At 62.2% G+C, this 22062-nt stretch carries 13 protein-coding genes; 4 read left to right on the top strand and 9 right to left on the bottom strand.

What is annotated here, in order from left to right; genetic code table 11:
* Positions 1–2 precede the first annotated feature (2 nt).
* Positions 3–551, bottom strand: coding sequence for a sigma-70 family RNA polymerase sigma factor (locus AC1RQ5_RS12225; RefSeq protein ID WP_398477395.1), 549 nt, complete (start codon positions 549–551; stop codon positions 3–5).
* Between the two features lie 232 nt (positions 552–783).
* Between AC1RQ5_RS12225 and AC1RQ5_RS12220 the strand changes: the two genes are divergently transcribed.
* Both AC1RQ5_RS12220 and AC1RQ5_RS12215 read left to right on the top strand, forming a co-directional pair.
* Complete coding sequence (locus tag AC1RQ5_RS12220; RefSeq protein ID WP_493199229.1) at positions 784–1464, top strand: hypothetical protein; 681 nt, start codon at positions 784–786, stop codon at positions 1462–1464.
* A 76-nt stretch (positions 1465–1540) separates the two neighbouring features.
* On the top strand, positions 1541–2320 hold the full coding sequence (locus AC1RQ5_RS12215) for an enoyl-CoA hydratase (RefSeq protein WP_398477391.1): 780 nt from the start codon (positions 1541–1543) through the stop codon (positions 2318–2320).
* Positions 2321–2390: 70 nt separating this feature from the next.
* Here AC1RQ5_RS12215 and AC1RQ5_RS12210 read toward each other — a convergent pair whose 3' ends face one another.
* Positions 2391–4232 (bottom strand): acetyl-CoA hydrolase/transferase C-terminal domain-containing protein, encoded by a 1842-nt coding sequence (locus AC1RQ5_RS12210; protein WP_493199227.1) that lies wholly within the window; start codon positions 4230–4232, stop codon positions 2391–2393.
* Between the two features lie 300 nt (positions 4233–4532).
* Between AC1RQ5_RS12210 and AC1RQ5_RS12205 the strand changes: the two genes are divergently transcribed.
* Positions 4533–5951, top strand: a complete 1419-nt coding sequence (locus tag AC1RQ5_RS12205; RefSeq protein ID WP_398477387.1) for a TolC family outer membrane protein — start codon at positions 4533–4535, stop codon at positions 5949–5951.
* A gap of 119 nt (positions 5952–6070) precedes the next feature.
* Here AC1RQ5_RS12205 and AC1RQ5_RS12200 read toward each other — a convergent pair whose 3' ends face one another.
* From AC1RQ5_RS12200 to AC1RQ5_RS12170, 7 genes are all read right to left on the bottom strand, one after another.
* Positions 6071–8623, bottom strand: coding sequence for an HWE histidine kinase domain-containing protein (locus tag AC1RQ5_RS12200; RefSeq protein ID WP_493199225.1), 2553 nt, complete (start codon positions 8621–8623; stop codon positions 6071–6073).
* 195 nt (positions 8624–8818) lie between these two features.
* Positions 8819–11947, bottom strand: a complete 3129-nt coding sequence (locus AC1RQ5_RS12195; protein ID WP_493199223.1) for an efflux RND transporter permease subunit — start codon at positions 11945–11947, stop codon at positions 8819–8821.
* A 36-nt stretch (positions 11948–11983) separates the two neighbouring features.
* Entirely contained in the window at positions 11984–13120 is a 1137-nt protein-coding gene (locus tag AC1RQ5_RS12190) for an efflux RND transporter periplasmic adaptor subunit (protein WP_398477455.1), read from the bottom strand.
* A 256-nt stretch (positions 13121–13376) separates the two neighbouring features.
* Positions 13377–14774, bottom strand: coding sequence for a CoA transferase (locus tag AC1RQ5_RS12185; RefSeq protein WP_493199221.1), 1398 nt, complete (start codon positions 14772–14774; stop codon positions 13377–13379).
* 90 nt (positions 14775–14864) lie between these two features.
* A complete protein-coding gene (locus AC1RQ5_RS12180; RefSeq protein WP_493199219.1) occupies positions 14865–18215 on the bottom strand; it encodes an error-prone DNA polymerase in 3351 nt (1116 codons plus the stop codon).
* Entirely contained in the window at positions 18212–19804 is a 1593-nt protein-coding gene (locus tag AC1RQ5_RS12175) for a Y-family DNA polymerase (RefSeq protein WP_493199217.1), read from the bottom strand. Before AC1RQ5_RS12175 ends, AC1RQ5_RS12180 begins: the two co-directional genes overlap by 4 nt.
* Positions 19692–20492, bottom strand: a complete 801-nt coding sequence (locus tag AC1RQ5_RS12170) for an ImuA family protein (RefSeq protein ID WP_493199215.1) — start codon at positions 20490–20492, stop codon at positions 19692–19694. The genes AC1RQ5_RS12175 and AC1RQ5_RS12170 overlap by 113 nt, the downstream gene beginning before the upstream one ends.
* Before the next feature lie 221 nt (positions 20493–20713).
* On the opposite strand from AC1RQ5_RS12170, the gene AC1RQ5_RS12165 reads away from it, so the two are divergent.
* Complete coding sequence (locus tag AC1RQ5_RS12165) at positions 20714–21955, top strand: putative DNA modification/repair radical SAM protein (RefSeq protein WP_493199213.1); 1242 nt, start codon at positions 20714–20716, stop codon at positions 21953–21955.
* Positions 21956–22062 lie beyond the last annotated feature (107 nt).

The raw sequence follows: 22062 nt of genomic DNA, 5'->3' as shown, positions 1-22062 counted from the left end.
CATCAATCCTCCCGCAATTTTGCAGCAAGGCTCGCAAGCCCGCGATGCAGAGCGACGCGCACATTGCCTTCGGTCATCGATAGTTTCTCTGCTGTCTGCCGGATCGACGCATTCTCCACCGCGATGGATTGCAGCACATCGCGCTGGCGCGGCGAGAGATCGCCGAGATGGCTGGCGATATCCACACTCGGCAAAGCTTCGGCCTGCGGCTCGCTCGGCAGCGTCTCGGAGAAATCCTCGATATCAACGAAGATGCGGCGGCCGCGCTTGCGCAGGGCATCGATCAGCTTGTTTCGCGCGATCGCGAACAGCCACGGCGCAAAGGGCGCGTTGGCGTCCCATGTATGCCGCTTCAGATGCACCGCGAGTAGAATGTCCTGCACGATATCCTCGGCCTGGTCAGGCGGCTGTCCGGCGCGCGACAACCCCTGCCGCGCACCCGCGCGCAGCACGGGCGTGATCGACTTCAACAGGCGGTGATAGGCCGCGCCGTCTCCGGCATTGGCCGACCGCATCAGATCGGTCCATTCCTCGTCGTCACGTCCGCGCACGCGCGCTCCTGAAGGCATTTCGGCGGCGGGATCAGAATGTTACGCCCGCGCCTGAGAGATCACAGAAGCGTGACCCGCTGCGCTGCGCGCTGCCGGAGCCTGCCCTGTGTTCCGGCTCATAGCACCATTGCGGCGCGAAGGGACCCGAAGATTCCCCTTTTTTGCCCCCATGTGGTCACGCGCGCAGTTTCCTTATGGACCCGTTGGGGCGGGTATCCTTGGGGAGACTAGAATGAAATTCAACACCACCGGGCACGCCGCCTGGATTCTTGCGGCGGGATTGTGCGTATCTGCAGCCCTGTTCTCTGCCACCCATGCCGCAGCGCAGGAAGCAGCCCAGGCGCCCGAACAGCCCGCTGCTGCCGTCGGCAGCGCCACCGGTGTCACCGCCGCCCCAGCCCAGCCGACCCGCCTGCATCCGAAAAAGACGGCAAGCAAATCCCGCAAGGCGGAGCGCCAGGCCAAGGCCAAGAAGCCGGCCCAGGAAGAGACCGCCAAGGCGGAAGAACTGAAGCCGACGCAGGACGACACGATGTCGCCTGCCGTCGCCAATGCGAATGCGCAGTGGGCCAATGAGGCCAAACCGACCGACACCTACAACATGTCCGCCCAGGCTGGGACTGTGCTGAGCCAGATGGGCGCACAGCCTGAACCGCAGGCAACCGCAGCTGACAGCGCGCATGCCGAACAGGTGGTTGCCCCCGATCAGCTCAACGATCTCGACCGCGCCGCCGAGGAACAGCCGCCGCTGACGCTTGCGAAGGCCACCATCGATACGCCGCCTGCAGCTATCCCTTCCGCGACGGTCGAGAACAGCAAGCCGTGGGAGCAGACCTCGCTGATCGGCAAGGTCTTCATCGCGCTCGGCGGACTGCTCACGCTGGCGTCTGCAGCGCGGATGTTTATCGCTTGAACCTCATCCCCTGAGCGGGCAAATTGCGCGCGGTCGCCGGGTCCGGCGGCTGTAGCAATAAACCGCGGGATGAAACATGAGCAGCTTCGAACACATTCTCGTCGAGCGCAAAGGCGCCGTCGGCATCGTGACCCTGAACCGTCCGAAGATGCTCAATGCACTGTCCTTCGGCGTCTTCAGCGAGATCAAAGTCGCTATCGACGATCTCGAATCCGACGACTCGGTCGGCTGCATCATCGTCACCGGCAGCGAGAAGGCCTTTGCCGCCGGCGCCGACATCAAGGAGATGCAGCCGAAGGGCTTCATCGACATGTTCTCCGAAGACTTTACCAAGATCGGCGGCGATCGCGTCGCTACTTGCACCAAGCCGACGATCGCGGCCGTGTCCGGCTACGCGCTCGGCGGCGGCTGCGAACTGGCGATGATGTGCGACATCATGATCTGCTCGGACACCGCAAAATTCGGCCAGCCGGAAATCACCCTCGGCACCATTCCCGGCATCGGCGGCACCCAGCGCCTGACACGCGCCATCGGCAAGTCGAAGGCGATGGATCTTTGCCTCACCGGCCGCATGATGGATGCCGCGGAAGCCGAACGCTCCGGCCTCGTCAGCCGCGTGGTGCCTGCCGACAAGCTGTTGGAAGAAGCGCTGGCCATGGCCGAGAAGATCGCCGCGATGTCGCGCCCTGTGGCCGCGATGGCCAAGAACGCCGTCAATCGTTCGCTGGAAACGTCACTCGCCGAAGGCCTCAAAGTCGAGCGCGACCTGTTCCACGCGACGTTTGCGCTTGAAGACCGCAGCGAAGGCATGGCGGCGTTCATCGAGAAGCGGAAGCCGGTGAATAAGAATCGGTAAGAGCGACGGCACTTCGTTCACCTCTCCCTGGCGGGGAGAGGTCGATCGAGCGTCGCTGTTGGTTTGATATTTATCGACGGTGCTTCAACGCTGCCAAAACCAGCAATCGATAGGCCCGCTCCTTCATCGTGGTCGGCCTATCGAGTTTCAGGCGTGCAAGACATGCTTCGTCTTGCACATCCGGCACCGCTGTCAGCCCCTCCCAAAACAATCCGGCGAGTTTCGACGGCGCCTTCACGGCCGCGCTCAATATCTGCAGTGCCGGGATCAAGCGCTGCTCGACATCCGTGAAATCACTGCCGAACGGAAACATCGGCAACAGGCCGGCATCGCGCGCCGGCTTCAGTGCTGCGGCGATCCGTTCCGGTGTATTGTCGCGATACGCAGCTCCGATTTCAAACTGCTTCGGCAGTTTGCCGGCATCCTTGGCCTGCTGCATCAGCTCTGGCTGGAAGCGCGAGTCGGCGATCGCCAGCATCGCGCCAATCGTGTCCGCATCAGATTTGCCGCGCAGGTCAGCGACGCCATACTCCGTCACAAACACATCACGCAGATGACGCGGAATTGTCTGGTGGCCATAGGACCAGCGGATATTCGATGCGACTTTCTTGCCCGGACGCGTGGCTTCCAGCGTGAGGATCGAGCGTGCGCCTTCGAGCGCAAAGGCCTGCGCGACGAAATTATACTGGCCGCCGACGCCGCTGATCACCTGCCCGTCTTCGAGGCCATCGGAGATCGCAGCTCCCATCAACGTCGCCATCATGGTGTTGTTGACGAAATGCGCGTACACGCGGGCGCGGCGTTTGTCGGCTTCCTCGCCATAGAGCTCGTTGGTGAACGACACCGGCATCATCTGGATTTTTGCCAGCCGCTCCGGCGGCATGTCGCGCAAGGCCGTATAGAAGGCTTTCGGTCCGAGGAAGAATGCCGCGTGCAGGATGGTCCCATCGACCTCGCGCTTGAGGATGCCCGCTTGGATCAACCCGAGAAACGCCTCGAACAGCATCTCGCTGACGCCATAGAGGCCTTGCGTGAATGGCGCGCTCTGCACCTGCACGGCCGGTGACAGCCGCTGCATCACTTGCTTGAACGCTACATTGTCGCGATGGCGCGCGATCAATCCCTGCGCCAGCGCATCACCGATCTGGCCGATGCCGATCTGCAGCGTGCCGCCATCACGGATCAGACCCGCGGCATGCAGGCCGATGGCGTATTTGGTGTCGCTCACCGGCTCTGATGGCGGTGCGAAGAGCGGAAACTCCGTGTCCGGACTCTCCAGCACCGCATGAAATTCATCGCCGGCTAGATCGCCCTGCCCCGGCATATAAGGCAGTTCGGAATTCACTTGCCCGATCAGCTTGAACGACGCGCGGCCTTCAGCACGGGCGCGCATCAGGTCGAGCGTGGTGTCGGTATTGCAGCTCAGACTGTAGCGCGCAGTGCCATCAACAACACGCTTGGCGACCAGCTGTGTGATCACATTGAGCCCGCGCGCCAGAAGATAGGATGCGGCATGGGTGTAATTCGCCGAGATGTAGTGCTGCTGCGCATCGGGGACACGCAACCATTTGCCGGCGAGGAAGAAGAATTCGTTGACCCGGATATTCGGCGGCAGCTCGCGTTTGCGAATGGCGCTCGCATAATCGAGATCGGGATAGCCACCGAACAGGCGATCGATGACCGGACCGATAAAACGCTTTTCCAGCTCATTCGATGGCCGCGGCTTTTCCAGCGTCAGCGCGGAGAAGAATGTGAGATTGATATTGCGATCCGCAACCGCGCGCCGATACAGCGCATTGATGACGTGATTGGCCTTGCCGAGACCGAGCGGCAATCCGACCACAAGCTTGGTGCCGACATCGCGGATGATGTCCTCGGCGATGGCATCAGGGTCGGAAAAAATCTTCGGCATGATGATCCCGATTGAACAGCGCGGACCGGAATTGGGTACCACTCTGCGAGTAACTGCGAATGTGCCCATGATGCAACAGCCGCGCGCGAATTGCGCGGTCACGTGGTCGCATTCCATCGTCTCCCCGATGCAGCTAGGGTCTTGATCAAGCAAGAAGATCAGGGCCTTGAAATGCCCTGTGGGGAACGCGTGAAAGCCCGGAGGTTCTTCGCCGGAAGGTTTGCCACTGTAGGCAACGCCCTCTAAACATACGAGTGGATGTCAGCGGGGGCGGATATCCGAAGATCGCTTTGGGACAAAATGACCAGTCATCGCGTAAGAATGGGCCGCGTCGCACGAAACGTGCTTCGGACCGGAACGGCCCTGGGATTGTTGAGCTGCAGCGTTTTCGCCATCGCGGACGCACGCGCTGAAACCGTCTCCGATGCACTCGTCAAGGCCTACCAGACCAACCCGCAACTCAACAGCGAGCGCGCCCGCCAGCGCGCCACCGATGAGAACGTGCCGCAGGCGATGGCCGGTTATCGGCCGCAGGTCATGGCCACGCTGAGCGCCGGCCTCCAGGCCGTGCGGAACCTGCAAGTCGACAATACGATTCAGGGCGCGACGCTGAAGCCATGGACCATCGGCGTCACCGTGACGCAGACGCTTTATAACGGCAACAAGACAGCCAACAGCGTGCGCGTCGCCGAATTCCAGGTGCAGTCCGGCCGCGAGGCACTGCGCAATGTCGGCCAGGGCGTGCTGCTCGATGCCGTCACCGTCTACATGAATGTGCTCGCCAACCAGTCGCTGGTGGAAGCGCAGCGCTCCAACGTCACCGCGCTGCGCGAGACGCTGGACATCGCCAAGAAGCGCCTCAATGCCGGCGACGTGACGCCGACCGATACCGCACAGGCGGAAGCACGTCTCGCCCGCGGCCAGGCCGATCTCAATGCCGCGGAAGTCGCGCTGTCGATCAGCCAGGCCACCTATGCCCAGGTCGTCGGCGTGCTGCCGAGCCGGCTGACCCCTGCCGAGCCGGTGGATCGCCTGCTGCCCCGCGGCCGCGAAGATGCGGTCACGCAGGCGTTTAAGGGCCACCCGGCCGTGCTTGCGGCCGGCTACGACGTCGATGTGGCCACCACCACCATCAAGGTCGCCGAAAGCAGCCTGCTGCCGACCCTCACCGTGCAGGGCAGCGCCAGCAAATCGAGCCAGTCGGATTCGACGCTCGGCACCTATGGCACCGATCAGGCCTCCATCATCGGCCAGCTCAATGCGCCGATCTATGATGGCGGTCTCGGTGCTGCGCAGACGCGTCAGGCCAAACAGCTCTCGACTGTGAGCCGGCTGGTGCTTGAAATGGTGCGCAACCAGGCGCGCACCGCGGCCATCGGCGCATGGGTCTCCAATGAAGGCGCCAAGACCGCTGTGACCGCTGCCGAGGCCGAAGTCCGCGGCGCCGGCGTGGCCCTGCAGGGCGTGCAGCGCGAAGCCGCAGGTGGCCAGCGCACCACCGTGGAAGTGCTGAACGCCCAGCAGGACCTGATCCAGGCGAAAGCGCGCCTGATCGGCGCGCAACGCGATCGCGTGATCGCCTCTTATGCGCTCCTTAGCGCCATCGGCCGCCTCGACGTCAAGACGCTCGGCCTGAAAACGCCGGACTATCTGCCGGAAGTGCATTATCACCAGGTGCGCGACGCCTGGCACGGGCTGCGCACGCCGGACGGGAAGTAAGCACGGATGTAGGATGGGTTGAACGGCGGCCGAAGGCCGGCGCGACAACCCATCAGCGGAGCTTGCCGCAATCGAAGGGCAGCATGGGTTTTCGCTGCGCTCAACCCATCCTACGATTGCTACTTCTTGCGCGCGATCGCGGCGCCCAGCGCCGTCACCAGCGACATCAGATCATACGGCTTGCGGATCACCGGCACGGCATCCAGCGCCGCCGGGATGAGACTCGTCTCGCCATAACCGGTCGCGAACACGAAGGGTACGCCGAGTTCGCTCAGCATATGCGCCACCGGCATCGACGTGCCCGTACCGAGATTGACGTCAAGGATTGCAACATCCGGCTTGAAGCTCGCAAGCAGCGCCAGCGCTTCCTTGGTGGATGCTGCCGTTTCCACGCGCGCAGCGCCCTCGCCCGCAAGCATGGTTTCGACATCCATGGCGATCAGCAACTGATCCTCGACCATCAGCACATCGAGCCCACGCATGGAGGCCATCGGCCTGTCGTCACTGCGCTTGGTCTGTCGCGTGCGCGTCACCGCAGCCGCAGGCCAGGTGACGAAGCGCGCCGGGATCAGCAGGCGGACGCGCGCTCCGGCAGGATCGTAATCGACATCACTCTCGCCGCCGAGATCATAGGGAATGCTGCGGCCGATCAGCGTCGAGCCGAAGCCGGGCGTTTTCGGCGGCGTGACGATGGGGCCGTCGCGCTCCAGCCAGCGGATCTCGCAGTCGCCGCCATCGAGACGCTGCCATGTCAGCGACAGCCGACCAGGACTGGCCGACAGCGCGCCGTATTTCGCGGCATTGGTCGCGAGCTCGTGCAGCACCAGCGCCAGCACCGAAAAGGCGCGCGCATCGAGCATCACGTCGGGACCAGCGACCTCGATCTCCTTCACCGCTTCGCGGTAAGGCGACAGCTCTGCATCGATGAGACTCTTCAGCGCCCCGCCGCCAGCGCCACGGATCACCTGATCATGGGCGAGCGACAGCGCCTGGATGCGCCCCTTCAGCGAGGCGACGTAATCCTCGATGCTGCGACCGTCGTCCACCGGATGCGAAACCAGCGACTTGATCAGCGCCAGGATATTCTTGACGCGATGGTTGAGCTCCTCATTGAGCATCTTCTGGCGCAGGTCGGCTTTATGCCGTTCGTCGGCCAGCAGTTCGTTGTGACGCAGCACGACTTCCACCAGCGCAGCGCGCGTGGCCTCACCGGTGTCGCGCTCATTCTGCAGCCACGGCTCGGACTGGTGTTCGACCGTCTGCTTCCAGATTTCAAAACTCTTGCGCGGCGTCAGGCGATCGCCGAGCGGGCCGGTCTCATAGGTCTTGTTGGGATCGCCGGCCCAGTTCACCGTCTGCGCGACTTCGCTGCGGAAGAACAGCAGGTAGTCACGCGGCAATTGCGATAGCGGAACGGCCAGCACGCCCGCGACCAGCTCGCTGTAGTCTTCCGCTTCCGGCAAACGATCCGACAAGGCGCTGGTGGCCCAGACGCGTCCTTCAGCGGCCGAATTCACGAGGGCCATCAGCGCCGGCACGGCGTCTGACGGCGGCACCTTTCCGAATCCAGTCCAGCTGTCGTTGAAGAAGAGGCCGACACCGTCGCATGGCATCAGTTCGCGGAAATCGCGAATGCTGTTCTTCAGCAGATCCTCGACATTGCCGTGATGCGAGACATTGTGCAGCAGCTGATCGAGATAGCGGCGCGCGCGTTCGCTGGCGGCGAGCTTGCGCTTCTGGATCAGCGACGCCAGCTGCATGGAGAAGAATTCGCCGAACATTTCGGCCGCGACGCGCTTCTCCATCGACAGGACGCGTGTCGAATAATGGTGACAGGCGATCAGGCCCCACAGCGCGCCGTCGAGAATGATCGAGATCGACATGGACGCACCGACGCCCATATTGCGCAGATATTCGCAATGGATCGGCGACACGCTGCGCAGATGTGCGAAGGATAGATCGAGCGGCTCGCCCGAACTGTCGCGCTCTGGCACGATCGGCACGCGCGCGCCGGACGAGTCCGACACGATGCGCACGGTGTTCTGCACATAGAGAATGCGCGCTTGTTGCGGGATGTCGCTGGCGGGGAAATGCTGGCCGTGAAAGCTCTCGAGATCGCTACGCTTGGCTTCGCTGATCACACGGCCGGAGCCGTCCTGGGCAAATTGGTAGACCATGACCCGGTCATAACCGAGCGCGCCGCGCAGAAGGCGCGATGCATTGTCGAACAGGATGTCGAGATCGTTGCACTGCCCGATGCGGCCGATCAGCAGGCGCGACAATTCCAGCGGCGGAGTCGCCTCAACGGGATCGACCGGCTCGAATTCAACGATGTTGACGCCGTGATGGCGATGCACCGCAACGTTGAACGAGATGTCTGTGTGGGCGACCTTGAAGTCGATCAGGAGCCCGGCGCGCTGTTGGCTCCCCCATTTCGCGATGGCATTGCGGATGTCATGGGCCGGCTTCTCGCCGATCAGATCGTCGAGGCGGCGGTCATTGATTTCGCCGGTGATCCCAAGCATCGCGCCGGCATTGGCCGAATGGCGCCGCACCATGCCGACTGAGCCATCGCAAGCCAGCAGGCAGCCATGGGGCTGAATGCTGCCGGGGATATGGATCGGCTCGCGGTCGCAATTGGTGAGATCGACGGTATCGGAGGTGGTTAGCATCAAGTGTCTCGGGAACGGCAATAAGCAGGAGAATGCCACGTCCGGAGACTTTGACAAACAACGGCACGACCCTTGGCGCGAATAGTTCCAGGGCGCGCTAACGCACGATCAGGATAACAATCGAGATGCGATTTGGGTCCACGCTCATGCGCACCCGTAGGTGGGCACGCTGCGCTTTGCCACCTATGTCAGATCTTAGCCCTGCCGCGAGCGCTTGGCGAAGAAGGTCATCAGCACTGGTAATGTGATGAGGATGACCAGGGGCGCCAGCATCATGCCGGTGACCACGACCACGGCCAGCGGCTTCTGCACCTGCGAGCCGACACCCTCCGACAGCGCAGCTGGCAACAGGCCGATGCCCGCCACGATACATGTCATCAGCACCGGCCGCAGCTGCAGCTCGCCGGTCTTGATGACCGCCTTGATGCGCTCCATGCCCTCATCGATGAGCTGGTTGTATTGCGAAATGATCAGGATGCCGTCCATCACGGCGATGCCGAACAGCGCGATGAAGCCGATGGCGGCCGAGACGCTGAACGGGATGCCGAAAATATACAGGCCGAGCACGCCGCCGAACACCGCCATGGGAATCACGCTCATGGCCAGCAATGTGTCGGCCATGGAGCCGAAATTGAACCAGAGCAGTACGCCGATGAGCAGCAGGCTGATGGGCACCACGATGGACAGGCGCGCGATGGCATCCTGCAGATTGCCGAATTCACCGACCCATTCGGTGCGCGAGCCGGGCGGCAGCTTGACCAGCGCATTCACCTTGTCCTGCGCTTCCTGGATCGCGCTGCCGAGATCGCGTTCACGCACCGAGAACTTGATCGGCAGATAGCGCTCCTGGTTCTCGCGATAGATGTAAGCCGCGCCGGAAATCAGGTTGATGGAGGCGACCTCGCTGAGCGGGATCTGCGTGATGGTGCCATTCGGGCCGGGTGCGCCGATGCGCAGATTCTGGATCGCCTCGGCGCTGCGGCGGAATTCTGGTGCGAGACGAACCACGATCGGGAAGTGACGATCGCTGCCGCCCTCATAGAGGTCGCCGGCGCTGTCGCCGCCGATCGCGACCTTGATGGTGGCATTGATATCGCCCGGTGCCAGGCCATAACGCGCGGCCTTGGCGCGGTCGATGTCGATCTGGATGGTCGGCTGGCCGAGCGAGGTGAACACCGCGAGATCGGTGACGCCCTGCACGGTGGAGAGCACGTCCTTGATCTCATTCGCCGTCTTGGTCAGCGTTTCGAGATCGCTGCCATAGAGCTTGATCGAGTTTTCGCCCTTCACGCCGGACACGGCTTCGGAGACGTTGTCCTGCAGATATTGCGAGAAGTTGAATTCGACGCCCGGAAATTTGGTCTGCAAATCCTTGAGCAGGCGCGCCGTCAGCACGTCCTTGTCCTGCGTCGTCGGCCACTGGGCGACGGGCTTCAGCGGCGTGAAGAATTCGGCATTGAAGAGACCGGCAGCGTCGGTGCCGTCATCGGGACGGCCATGCTGCGACACCACCGATTCCACTTCGGGCTGCTGGCGGATGAAGCGGCGCATCTCGTTGACGTACGTATTGCCTTCCTGCAGCGAGATGGTCGGCGGCAGCGTGGCGCGGATCCACATATTGCCTTCTTCCAGCTTCGGCAGGAATTCGAGGCCGAGCAGCCGGATCATGATGGCGGTGGCCACCAGCAGCGCAACGGCGAGCCCCATGACCACGGCGCGGCTCTTCACCGCCCAGTTCAGAACCGGCACATAGATGTGGTGCAGCTTGCGGACGATCCAGGTTTCGGTCTCCTGCACATGCGCGGGCAGGATCAGCGCCGACAGCGCCGGCGTGATGGTGAAGGTGGCGATCAGGCCGCCGGCCAGCGCGTAAGCATAGGTGCGCGCCATTGGGCCGAAGATGTTGCCCTCCACGCCCGACAGCGTGAACAGCGGCAGGAAGGCCGCGATGATGATCGCCGCGGCGAAGAAGATCGATCGCGAGACGTCCGCGGAGGCGCTGAGGATGCCGTGTTTCTTCATCCCCATGATGGTTTCGGGCGAGATGTGACTCTTCTCGGCGTCCGATAGCGGCGTCGTCTGCGTCAATCTCCGGAAGATCGCCTCCACCATGATCACGGTGCCATCGACGATCAGACCGAAATCGATGGCGCCGACCGAGAGCAGATTTGCGGACTCTCCCCGCGCGACAAGGATGATGACGGCGAAGAACAGCGCAAACGGAATCGTGGCGCCGACGATCAATGCGCTGCGCAGATTGCCGAGGAACAGCCATTGCAGGAAGACGATCAGCAGGATGCCGACCACCATATTGTGCAGCACCGTATGCGTCGTGAGATCGATCAGATCCTTGCGGTCATAGATGCGCTCGATCCGCACGCCGGGCGGCAATACATTGCCATTGTTAATGGCGCGCACGGCCTTCTCGACATTGGCGATGGTCGGCGAACTCTTCTCGCCACGCCGCATCATCACGATGCCCTGGACGATGTCGTCGTCATTGTTGAGACCGGCAATGCCGAGCCGCGGCTTCTCGCCCACCGTGACCGAGGCGACGTCGCGGATCAGCACCGGATTGCCATTGGTCTGCGAGATCATCGTGTTGGAGATGTCGTCGATGGAGCGGATCAGACCGACGCCGCGCACGACTGCCGATTGCGGGCCGATATTGACGGTATTGCCGCCGACATTGATGTTGGCGTTGCCGACGGCCGTCAGCATCTGCGGCAGCGTCAGGCCATAGGCGACGAGCTTGTTGAAATCGACCTGGATTTCATAGGTCTTGGTCTTGCCGCCCCAGCCGACCACATCGATGACGCCCGGCACGGCGCGGAAGCGACGCTGCAGCACCCAGTCCTGCAAGGTCTTGAGATCGAGCACGCTGTAATTCGGCGGACCGACCAGACGATAACGGAAGATTTCACCGACCGGCGACAGCGGCGAAATACCGGGCTGCGCATTGTTGGGCAGCGGACCGAGCTGCGCCAGCCTGTTCAACACCTGCTGCAGCGCTTCATCATAGGTGTAGTCGAAGGAGAATTGCAGTTTGACGTCCGACAGGCCGTACAAGGAAATTGTACGGATCATCTTCATGTTCTTGATGCCGGCAACCTGCGTCTCGATCGGAATGGTGATGTAACGCTCGATCTCCTCGGCCGACAGGCCGGGCGATTGCGTCACGATGTTCACCATCGGTGGCGTCGGATCGGGATAGGCTTCGATGTTCAGCTGCTGAAAGGCGAAGATGCCGCCGATAAACACGGCGAGGAACATGCCAACCATCAGGAAGCGACGGTCGACGGCAATAGAGACGAGACGATCCATCCAGATCGGACCTTTCAGAGAAGCCGAAGCTGGAACTTAGCTAGCAGACGCCACGCGATCGATGAACAGGCTACCGCGGGTGATGATCTTTTCGCCCGGCCGGAGGTTGCCGAACACTTCCACCAGGCCCGCATTGGTCATGCCGGTCTTGATGGTGCGCAGTTCGATGGTCTTGTCGTCATTGGCGACCCAGACGCGGACCTGATCGCCTTCATAAATCAAAGCGGTCTTCGGCACGCCGACGGTCGGCTGTTCGCCCGGCGCATAGATCGTGACCGTGGTGAACATTTCCGGCTTCAGCAGGCCGTTGCTGTTGTTCAGCGTGGCGCGCACCAGCAGGCGACGCGTGGCCGGATCGAGCGCGGTAGCGACATAGTCGATGCGGCCGGTCATGATGCGGCCCGGCAATGCCAGCGCCGAGAAGGTCATTTCCTGGCCGATCTGCACTGATGCCGCCTCGGTCTCGCGCACAAAGGCATTGAGCCAGACGGTGGAGAGATCGCCGATCACAAACACCGGATCGCTGGCGCCGGCGCTGATGAACTGGCCCGGACCGACCTTGCGCTGGACCACGGTGCCGGCAAGCGGCGAGAACACGGTGGTTTCCGGATTGATGCGGCCCTTCTCCTGGAAGGCGGTGATCGCATCTTCCGTGAGGCCGAGAATGCGCAGGCGGTTGCGCGAAGCCTCCAGCGCGGTATCGGCGGTGCGCAGATCGTTCTGGGCTTGGAGCAGCGTGGCCTGGGCCTGCTGATAATCCTTCAGCGGCACGGCCTTGCCTTCGAACAGATCCTTGGCGCGTTTGTCCTGGATGGTGGCGAGGTCAAACTGTGACTTGGCTTTATTCGCAGCGGTGACAGCGGCGACGAAATCGTTCTGCGCGCCAACGGTGTCGGCTGCTTCCACCACGAACAGCGGCTGGCCCTTGACCACCTGATCGCCGGGCTTGGCGAGCAGTTTGGTGACGCGGCCGGCATAGGGCGAGAAGATCGGCGTGGACTTGTCTTCATCGACGGCGATCTTGCCTTCGGTGACCGACTCCGACCGGAACGACTTCACGCTGACCGGCTCGATGGTCAGGCTCGCCCATTCGGACGCGCTCGGCGTGTAGCGCTGCGGATTCTTGCGGGACTGGCTGGAGACGTCCGAATGCTTCTGCGGCGTCGCGGTCATCTGCGTATAGGCATAGCCGGCGCCGACAAGAACGACGGCCGCGCAGACGCTGATGGCCAGCTGTTTGCGGCTGAATTTCGAAGATCCCTGGTTCACGTTCGTCACCTGCCGAGCCCTTAGAATACGAGTCCGCTTATGCCGCGGCGTTTTGTCCCATACGCGCCGCTATTAGTGCGCATATGGACGTTGAGACAATCAAAAAACGCAGGTCTGACCCGCATTTTTGTTTAAACTTTCGTTATCATGCAAACAAGTGTCATGGCGCGGACCCCCATACCGGCGGGTTTGTCCCTAACGGGACCGCCGGGCGGGCCCAGGTTGCCAGAGTGCCGCCTAACACGGCTGCATGACGAACAGCCGACAGGGCCCCAAAGCCCGACGGCATATCCTCAACACATGAGGCCACGGCGTCGCCCGGGATATCCGGCGCCTTCAAGCCATTTTCAAGGCGCCCCATATCCCACAGCCATTTGCCGGTGCGCGCCAGCGACACCTGAACGTGCCAGCTGCCGCCCTCACTGGCCTGGCGCAGCCTGGCCATCATGGCGCCGAAGGCCATCAAATAGCCGGTGGCATGATCGAGCATCTGCGCGGGTAACTCCTTCGGACCTTCGACACCCGCAGCTTTCCCTTCGGCATCATTGAAGCCCGTCGCGCATTGAACCAGCGAATCGAAGCCACGGCGCTGCGCCCAATCACCGCTGCGACCATAGGCGGAGAGCGAGACGTAAACGATGCCGGGGCTGATGCGCGCCGCATCGGCCGGCGCGAAGCCGCGTGCGGCCAGCGATTGCGGGCGATAACCCTGCGAGAAGATATCGGCGCTGGTGAGCAGATCACGCAGCGTCTCCCTGCCCTGCCCGGTGTCGAGATCAGCAAAACATGACCGCTTGCCGCGACCGGTGTCGATGGTGAGCCAAGGGATCGCCGGCAGATTGGGACTGGAAACCAGCATCACATCAGCGCCGTGGGCGGCCAGCGTGCGTCCCGCAACCGGGCCGGCGATGACACGCGACAGATCGAGCACGCGCAGGCCTTTGAGCGGGCACTCGCCGGCGGGCCATGGTCTTGGCGCGGCGTCGCCGATTTTGGTGATCTCGATCAGCGGCAGCCCGGCGATGGCTTTTGCCTGCGGCAGCGCCATCCATTCATCGTGGCTGCGCATCAGCGCGACGACACCGCCGGCAGCATAGGCTGCGGTCTCGAAAGCCTCGCCCTTCCACTGCATCAGCGCAGCTTGCACGGCTTCGCGTTCTGCTGTGCAGGACAGGACCTTGCAGACGGCATCGCGGTGGTGCGGGAAATTGGTGTGCAGCCGGACAAAGCGTCCATCACCGGTCTTGTAGACGCCGGCAATCGCATCCCAGGCGGGCGGCGGCGGATGGCCATCGCAGCGCAGATAACGCTCGCTGCGGCATTCGACGACGGCGTGACGCATATCGACGCTGACATCCTGCGCCTGCCCGCTGCGCGCGCGCCAGATCTCGGCAGCAGCGAGACCAGCGGCTGCGATCGACACCTGCGCGGCAGCACCGGTACGGAACGAGGATGGCAGCGCGGGCTCCGCGCCGGTCAGCGTGACGCGCTCCAGCGCGGTGCGATCACCGCCCAGATCGGTCCACAGCTCGGCAAGAATTGCGCGCGGCGTCTGCATTATGTTGAGCCTGAAGGACGGTGGCTGGTGCCTCCCAGCAGACCGTATTCGCATCGTGCAGGTCAACGGCTGAACGGTTGTTGAACGAGGTCAGTGAAAGTCCCGCGAGCGCGGCAGAATCCGGACGTCGCGCGGATGGCGGATGCGCTGGGCGGGATTGTCGGGATGTTCGCGGCGATCGTCATTGAGCGGTTCGGGACCTGGCAGCATGCGACGCGGCGATCCGAGCGCATCATTGGCGAGGAATTTCAGCTCGTCCGATCGATCCACCAGCCGTTCGGCGACGAGGTGCACGACGTTTTCCTTGCTGCTCTGGATGCGCCCCTCGACCCAGATCAGCCGTGCGCCCATCACCTCCTTGCGGAATGTCTCCATCACCTTTGGCCACACCACGATGTTGGCGATGCCGGTCTCATCCTCCAGCGTCATGAAGATCACCCCCTTGGCACTGCCGGGCCGCTGCCGCACGAGCACGACGCCGGCACAACGCGCCGGCGTGTTGTTCGGCGACGCAGCAACTGTCGCGCAGGTCATCACCTTTTCCGCCGCAAACATCGTACGCAAAAACTCCATCGGATGGCCTTTAAGCGACAACCGGATGGTTTGGTAATCCGCCACGACTTCTTCGGCACGCGGCATCTGCGGCAGCGGCGCTGCGTTCTCATCGGACAGTTCGCGTGCGGTTGCCACTTCGAACAGCGGCAGCGCCACGTCATCCGGCATGCGTCGCACAGCCCACAGGGCCGCGCGGCGATCGAGCCCGATGGAGCGAAATGCGTCGGCATCGGCCAGCATGATCAGCGCGCGCTTCGGCAATGCAGTGTCGCGGGCAAAATCTTCGAGGGTGGTGAAGGCGCGTTTCTCACGCGCAGCGACAATGCGGGCGCCCCAGTCTTCTGAAGGAGGCGGCGGATTGTTCTTGCTTTGCCTTAGCCGCTCCTCATCTGCATCGGCCCACTTGAAACCATCGATCTGGCGGAAACCGAGACGGACGGCGTGAAATTTGCCGCCGATGCCCTCAAGCGTGTTTTGCGCGTGGCTATACGAGATGTCGATCGGATGGACCTCGACATCGTTTTTCTGGGCATCCTGTACGATCTGCGACGGTGCGTAGAACCCCATTGGCTGCGAATTCAGAAGACCACAACAGAAGACGTCAGGATGAAACCACTTAAGCCATGACGACACATAAACGAGTTGCGCGAAAGCAGCCGCATGGCTTTCCGGGAAACCATAACTGCCGAAGCCCTTGATTTGCTCGAAACAATTCTCGGCGAACGTCCTGTCATAGCCTCGGCGGACCATGTTTCCGACCATCTTTTCTTCGAAACTTCCTATGGTGCCAACATTACGGAATGTCGCCATTGCCCGACGAAGGCCATTGGCTTCTTCAGGCGTGAATTCTGCCGCCTTGATCGCGATGCGCATCGCCTGTTCCTGAAACAGTGGAACGCCAAGCGTTTTATGCAGGACATCTCGGAGCTCGTTCTTATTCTTGTCGGCGCCCTTTGGTGCAGGATATTCGATATCCGCGGGATTCATCTCTCGGCGCTTTAGATAGGGATGCACCATATCGCCTTGGATCGGCCCAGGACGCACGATCGCGACCTCAATGACAAGGTCATAAAACGTCTTTGGCTTTAACCGTGGCAACATGTTCATCTGCGCGCGGCTTTCGACTTGAAAGACGCCAAGAGATTCGCCGCGCTGGAGCATCGCGAAAACCGGCGGCGCGTCCTTGGCTTCTGCTTTAATGTCCTTCAGCTCATAACGTAGCCCCTTGTGCCGAAAGATCAGTTCAAAGCAGCGACGGATGCAGGTCAGCATGCCCAGCGCGAGCACATCGACCTTCATCATCTTCATCGTATCGACGTCGTCCTTGTCCCATTCGATGAAGGTGCGATCATCCATCGCCGCATTGCCGATCGGCACATAGGTGTCGAGATTATCCTGCGTGAGGACATAGCCACCGACATGCTGAGAGAGATGGCGCGGAAATTCGATCAACTGTGTTGCCAGCGCAACCGCCTGCACGATCGCCGGATTGGACGGATCGAGCCCGGCCTGCTTCACCTGCATCTCGTTGAGGCCCTTGCCCCAGCTGCCCCATACGGTGTCGGCCAGCGATGAGGTGACGTCCTCCGTCAACCCGAGCGCCTTGCCAACATCGCGGATCGCCGAGCGCGGACGATAATGGATGACGGTGGCGATGATCGCCGCGCGATGGCGACCATAGCGGCGATAGACATATTGCATCACCTCCTCGCGGCGAACGTGCTCGAAATCGACATCGATATCCGGCGGCTCGAGACGCTCCTTGGAAATAAAACGCTCGAACAGGAGGTCGACTTCAGCAGGATTTACCGAGGTGATATCGAGCATGTAGCAAACGGCGGAGTTCGCTGCCGAGCCACGCCCCTGGCAGAGAATGTTCTGGCTGCGCGCATATTGGACGATGTCGTGAACGGTCAGGAAATAGTGGGCGTATTTAAGCTCCCTGATCAGAGCGAGCTCCTTGCGCAAGGTAGCTTCCAGAACCTCATCAACGGTGTTGGGAAAATGCCGGCGATACCCTTCCCAAGTCAGGTCTTCGAGATGCCCCTGCGCCGTCTTTCCCGGCGGAACGGGTTCGTCGGGATACTGATATTCGAGCTGAGCGAGCGTGAAGGTGATGCGCTCCGAAAACCTGATCGTCTCCGCAATGGCGTCGGGATAATCGCTAAACAGCCGCGCCATTTCGGCGGCCGATTTGAGATGGCGTTCGGCATTTGCCTGCAACCGACGACCAACCTTGTCGATCGTCGTCTTTTCGCGAATGCAGGTGAGCACATCCTGCAAGGGTCGCTGGCTGTACGCGTGATACAGCACCTCATTACTCGCGATCAGCGGTACGCGGGCTGTGCCTGCGATACGTTCGAGCCGTGCAAGACGCCGCTTGTCGTCGCCGTGATGCAGGAAGCTCGCAGCGAGCCAGACATTGTCGGGACATGTGCGCGTTAGGCGATCCAGCGTTTTGAGTGCCGTGACCTTGTCGAACCGATGCGGCAAAGAAAGGATGCACAATTGCCCTTCGGCAAAATCGGTCAGATCGGCCAGCGTGAGATGACAGTCGCCTTTATCCGCCCTCAGCTTTCCACGGCTGAGGAGCTGGCATAGCCGCCCATAAGCCTCGCGATCCCGGGGATAGACGATGATGTCAGGCGTGCCATCCATAAAGACGAGACGCGCACCGATCAGCAGACGCGGGGGATGCGGAACGTCCTTGTTCCCCAATTCACTATAGGCACGCACCACGCCTGCCAGCGTATTGTGATCGGCGATACCGATGATCGGCAGGCCGATCCTGCTCGCTTGATGCACATAGCTTTCCGGATGCGAGCCGCCATGCAGGAACGAGAAATTGGTGGTGATGCCGAGCTCGGCATAGGCCGGAATCGTCATGCGAACATCCCGTGGACGAACCATTTCGGATCGACGCGCTTTTTTTCCTCCTCGTCCAGGATTTCGCCGTAAAGCCCATCGCGAAAAATCCACAGCCGCTGCCCGATATCGTCCTCGATCCGGAAGTAATCGCGGGTCGGCTGTGGCTCCTGCGTGCGCCACCATTCCATGGCGATGCGCTCCGGACCTTCGGCGCGGCGCACGATGTGATTGACACGTCGCCATGTGAAATATTTGGGCGGCTTGTCAGGAAATTCGGCCAGCGCCACTTCGATCGGCTCAGGCCGCTCGAACAAACGCAATGGTCGCAGCGGCGGTTCGCCGGTGATGCGCAGCGGCCATGGCGCGAGAGACGCTTCGATCAGGCCCCATTGCGCCGGCATCGGATCGGCCGCGCGCTCCGGGATATGCGTATCGACCGGCAGATGCACGAATACACGGCGCGGGCCGATCCGTGCCGAGAGACGATCGACGAGACCGATCACCTCGTCATTGTCCTGGGCGCGGCTATCGAGATCACTCTGCTGCTGCACTACAATTTCGGTGTGGCTGGCCGAGAGCCGGATCATGTCGAAGCCGAAGCCGGGATCGAGGGGATCGGCGATGGCGTCGAGGCGCTCGCGAAAGAGGCGATCGACGACCTCGACCCGATTCACCGCCTGCCCGGTCTGCGCCGTGATCACGCGCACCACACCATCGGTGCGGAAGAAGGCTGCTTGGAGGTGGCGCGCGCCTTTGCCCTGCTTGTCCATCGCGGCGATCAGCATGCCGGCCAGTGACGTCAGCGTTGCGGTGATGACGGTGTCGGTCGCGATCGGCTCGGGGAAGCGTTTCTCGACGATGTAATCCGGCAGCGGTTTTCGTGGGCTGATCGGGCTGTCGCTTTGCCCAAGTGCCGCTTCCAGCAACGCCGTAAAAGCTGCGCCAAAACGCGCGGTGATTTCGGCACGGCCGCGTGCGGCGACATCGCCGATGGTCTTGAGGCCGGCGCGACGCAGCCCGCGAATGATCGCCTCATCGGCGCCGAGCGGATGCAGGGGCAATGGTTTCACGGCCCTCGCCTCATCACCGGCCGCAACGATGCGGCCATGCCGGTGACGACTGAGCGTGCGCGCACAGACCGACGTGCCGGCGATCGCGGCGCTGACGATAAAGCCCTGCTTGGTCAGCGTGGCGCAGAGTTGGTCCATCAAGCCGGCCTCGCCGCCAAACAGATGCGCGCAGCCGGTGATGTCGAGGAACAGGCCGTGCGGCGCATCGAGCGCGACCAGTGGCGTGAAGCGATCGCACCAGTCGGCGATGGCGTTCAGCAACTCGCTATCGGCGACGGGATCGGCATCGCAGACATCGATATCAGGACACACCGCGCGCGCATTGGCGAGCGGCAGGCCGATCTCAAGACCGAGTTTTGCCGCAGCATCGTTCACTGCCGTGATCTGCCAGGCATTGCTTTCCTTGGCGGCTGATATCAGCGGTCTATGCGCGTCGTGCAACGCGCCGCTGCGGGCGCGCTGGCGCTTGATGCGGTCGGTCGGCAGGCGCGGCAGCCACAGGCTGAGAATGCGCCGTCTCACGGAAAAGGCACTCATCACATTTCCATTCCATGATCCATCGGCCGGTCTGGCCATGGCGATTGCGAACAAGCTGCGTGTCGAGGATCGGTGCGCCCCAGGCTTCCCAAGCGGCTGTCGGCGGCGAACGCGCGGCCTGCACCACCCAGCGCGTCTCCGCCGTACTCACCATCGGCAGAGCGGAGGTGCGCAGCATCACGCAGCTGACGCCGGAATTTTGCGCGGCCAGCGTGTATTTGCGGCTGGCGACGAGATCGAAGGCGCGCACCTCGCCCCACAGGTCGAGCACCACGGCGCCGAGCGCATCACAGGCCAGCGCATCGGCACCGACGCGCAGCGCCATCTCGTGATCGGCCGCCTGCACCAGCACGATGCGGCGCGGATCGAGGCCGAGTTCATTGAGCCCGCTCATCGACAGGCCACCTGCTTCGCGGGCGACAAAATCCTGCCGGATCCAGAGCAGCGGCTTGCTCTTGCTCAGGCGCTGGGCAATGCCGGCGACAAAGCCTGTGGCGGCGCCGACCTGCCGTGTCTCCAGCGCAAACACCTCATGCAGGGTTCCGCTGATCAGGCCGCCTTGCAGCACTGCATCCGCTTCGGCATGGCCGAGCGCCACGCGATCGAGGCGCGTGGTATCTTCATGCCCTTCGATCCGTTCGATGCTGCCGCGCAGGCGCGCAAGCGTGTCTATGCGTGCGCCGGTCATGCGCCGCTCCTCAAAATCTTTGCCAGTGACGGGTTTTCAATGAACCCGTGACTGGCCCATTTGTTCATGATACGTTCTATATAACGCCGAGAGGCTCGGCTGAGTCAATCGGATCATTGCGGCCGCGTTTCAATTTTTGCGGGCGCGATGGGGATCACAACCAAGTGGTTGTGATGGGGACCGCGACCCAAATTTTTGCGGCGGACTTGGAAGGATTTGGAATGGACGTGAAGCGCAAGCTGGAGATCCTCGCGGATGCCGCCAAATATGACGCCTCATGCGCATCGAGCGGCACCGAGAAGCGGGATTCCCGCGACGGCAAGGGCATGGGTTCGACCGATGCAGGCATGGGCATCTGTCACTCCTATGCGCCGGATGGCCGCTGCATCTCGCTGCTCAAAATCCTGCTCACCAATGCCTGCAATTACGATTGCCTTTATTGCGTCAACCGCGCCTCCAGCAATGTGACGCGGGCGCGCTTCACGGTCGATGAAGTGGTGCAGCTGACGCTGGACTTTTATCGGCGCAATTACATCGAGGGCTTGTTTCTCTCATCGGGCATCATCCGCAGCGCGGATTACACCATGGAGCAAGTGGTCGCCGTCGCGCGCAAACTGCGCGAAGAGCATCACTTTCGCGGCTACATCCATTTGAAGACCATTCCGGAAGCGGATGAGGCACTGATTACCGAGGCCGGCAAATATGCGGATCGGCTCTCGATCAATATCGAAGTGCCTGATGAAGGCAGCCTGAAGCATCTGGCGCCGGAAAAGGACGTGCGTGCGATCCGCCGCACGATGGGACGTTTACGGCTGAAGCTGGATGAAGCACGCGAGGGCGCCAAACCGACGCCGCGCGGCCGAACTGCGCCGCGTTTTGCGCCAGCGGGCCAGAGCACGCAGATGATCGTCGGCGCCGACAGCGCCAATGATGCCACCATCATCAAGACCTCGGCCAATCTTTATGGCTCCTACAATCTCAAGCGCGTCTATTACTCGGCCTTCAGCCCGATCCCCGATGCGAGCCGCTCATTGCCGCTGCGCGCGCCGCCGCTGATGCGCGAGCATCGGCTTTATCAGGCCGACTGGCTGATGCGCTTCTACGGTTTTGATGCCGACGAGATCGTGGCTGGCAATGACGGCATGCTGTCGCTGGACATGGATCCGAAACTCGCCTGGGCGCTGCGCCATCGCGACCGTTTCCCGCTCGACATCAACCGCGCCAGCCGCGAGGACCTGCTGCGCGTGCCCGGTTTTGGTGCGCGGGCCGTGCAGCGGATCATCGAGACGCGGCGGATTTCATCGATCCGCGTGGGCGATCTCGCAGCCCTGCATATTCCGCGGAACAAGGCATTGCCGTTCATCGTTCTTCCCGATCACCGACCGGCGGTGCATCTGCTCGACAGCGCGCAACTGGCCGAACGCTTTAAGCCGAAAGCCAAGCAATTGGGCTTCGCTTTCTAGACGCGCAACACGCTCCTCCCTCATCCTGAGGAGCCGCGCAACGCGCGGCGTCTCGAAGGATGGGCCACAAGTGCCAGGCCAGCATCCTTCGAGACGCCGCTTTGCGG

The organism is Tardiphaga sp. GW821-FHT12E02 (assembly GCF_058807155.1).
This window is presented reverse-complemented; position numbering and strand designations above follow the sequence as displayed.

Coding starts and splice junctions, on each gene's coding strand:
- AC1RQ5_RS12220 (WP_493199229.1), top strand. CDS start 784: ATGAAATTCAACACCACCGGGCACGCCGCCTGGATTCTTGCGGCGGGA.
- AC1RQ5_RS12215 (WP_398477391.1), top strand. CDS start 1,541: ATGAGCAGCTTCGAACACATTCTCGTCGAGCGCAAAGGCGCCGTCGGC.
- AC1RQ5_RS12210 (WP_493199227.1), bottom strand. CDS start 4,232: ATGCCGAAGATTTTTTCCGACCCTGATGCCATCGCCGAGGACATCATC.
- AC1RQ5_RS12205 (WP_398477387.1), top strand. CDS start 4,533: ATGACCAGTCATCGCGTAAGAATGGGCCGCGTCGCACGAAACGTGCTT.
- AC1RQ5_RS12200 (WP_493199225.1), bottom strand. CDS start 8,623: ATGCTAACCACCTCCGATACCGTCGATCTCACCAATTGCGACCGCGAG.
- AC1RQ5_RS12195 (WP_493199223.1), bottom strand. CDS start 11,947: ATGGATCGTCTCGTCTCTATTGCCGTCGACCGTCGCTTCCTGATGGTT.
- AC1RQ5_RS12190 (WP_398477455.1), bottom strand. CDS start 13,120: ATGACCGCGACGCCGCAGAAGCATTCGGACGTCTCCAGCCAGTCCCGC.
- AC1RQ5_RS12185 (WP_493199221.1), bottom strand. CDS start 14,774: ATGCAGACGCCGCGCGCAATTCTTGCCGAGCTGTGGACCGATCTGGGC.
- AC1RQ5_RS12180 (WP_493199219.1), bottom strand. CDS start 18,215: ATGACGATTCCGGCCTATGCCGAGCTCGGCATCACCACCAATTTCTCG.
- AC1RQ5_RS12175 (WP_493199217.1), bottom strand. CDS start 19,804: ATGAGTGCCTTTTCCGTGAGACGGCGCATTCTCAGCCTGTGGCTGCCG.
- AC1RQ5_RS12170 (WP_493199215.1), bottom strand. CDS start 20,492: ATGACCGGCGCACGCATAGACACGCTTGCGCGCCTGCGCGGCAGCATC.
- AC1RQ5_RS12165 (WP_493199213.1), top strand. CDS start 20,714: ATGGACGTGAAGCGCAAGCTGGAGATCCTCGCGGATGCCGCCAAATAT.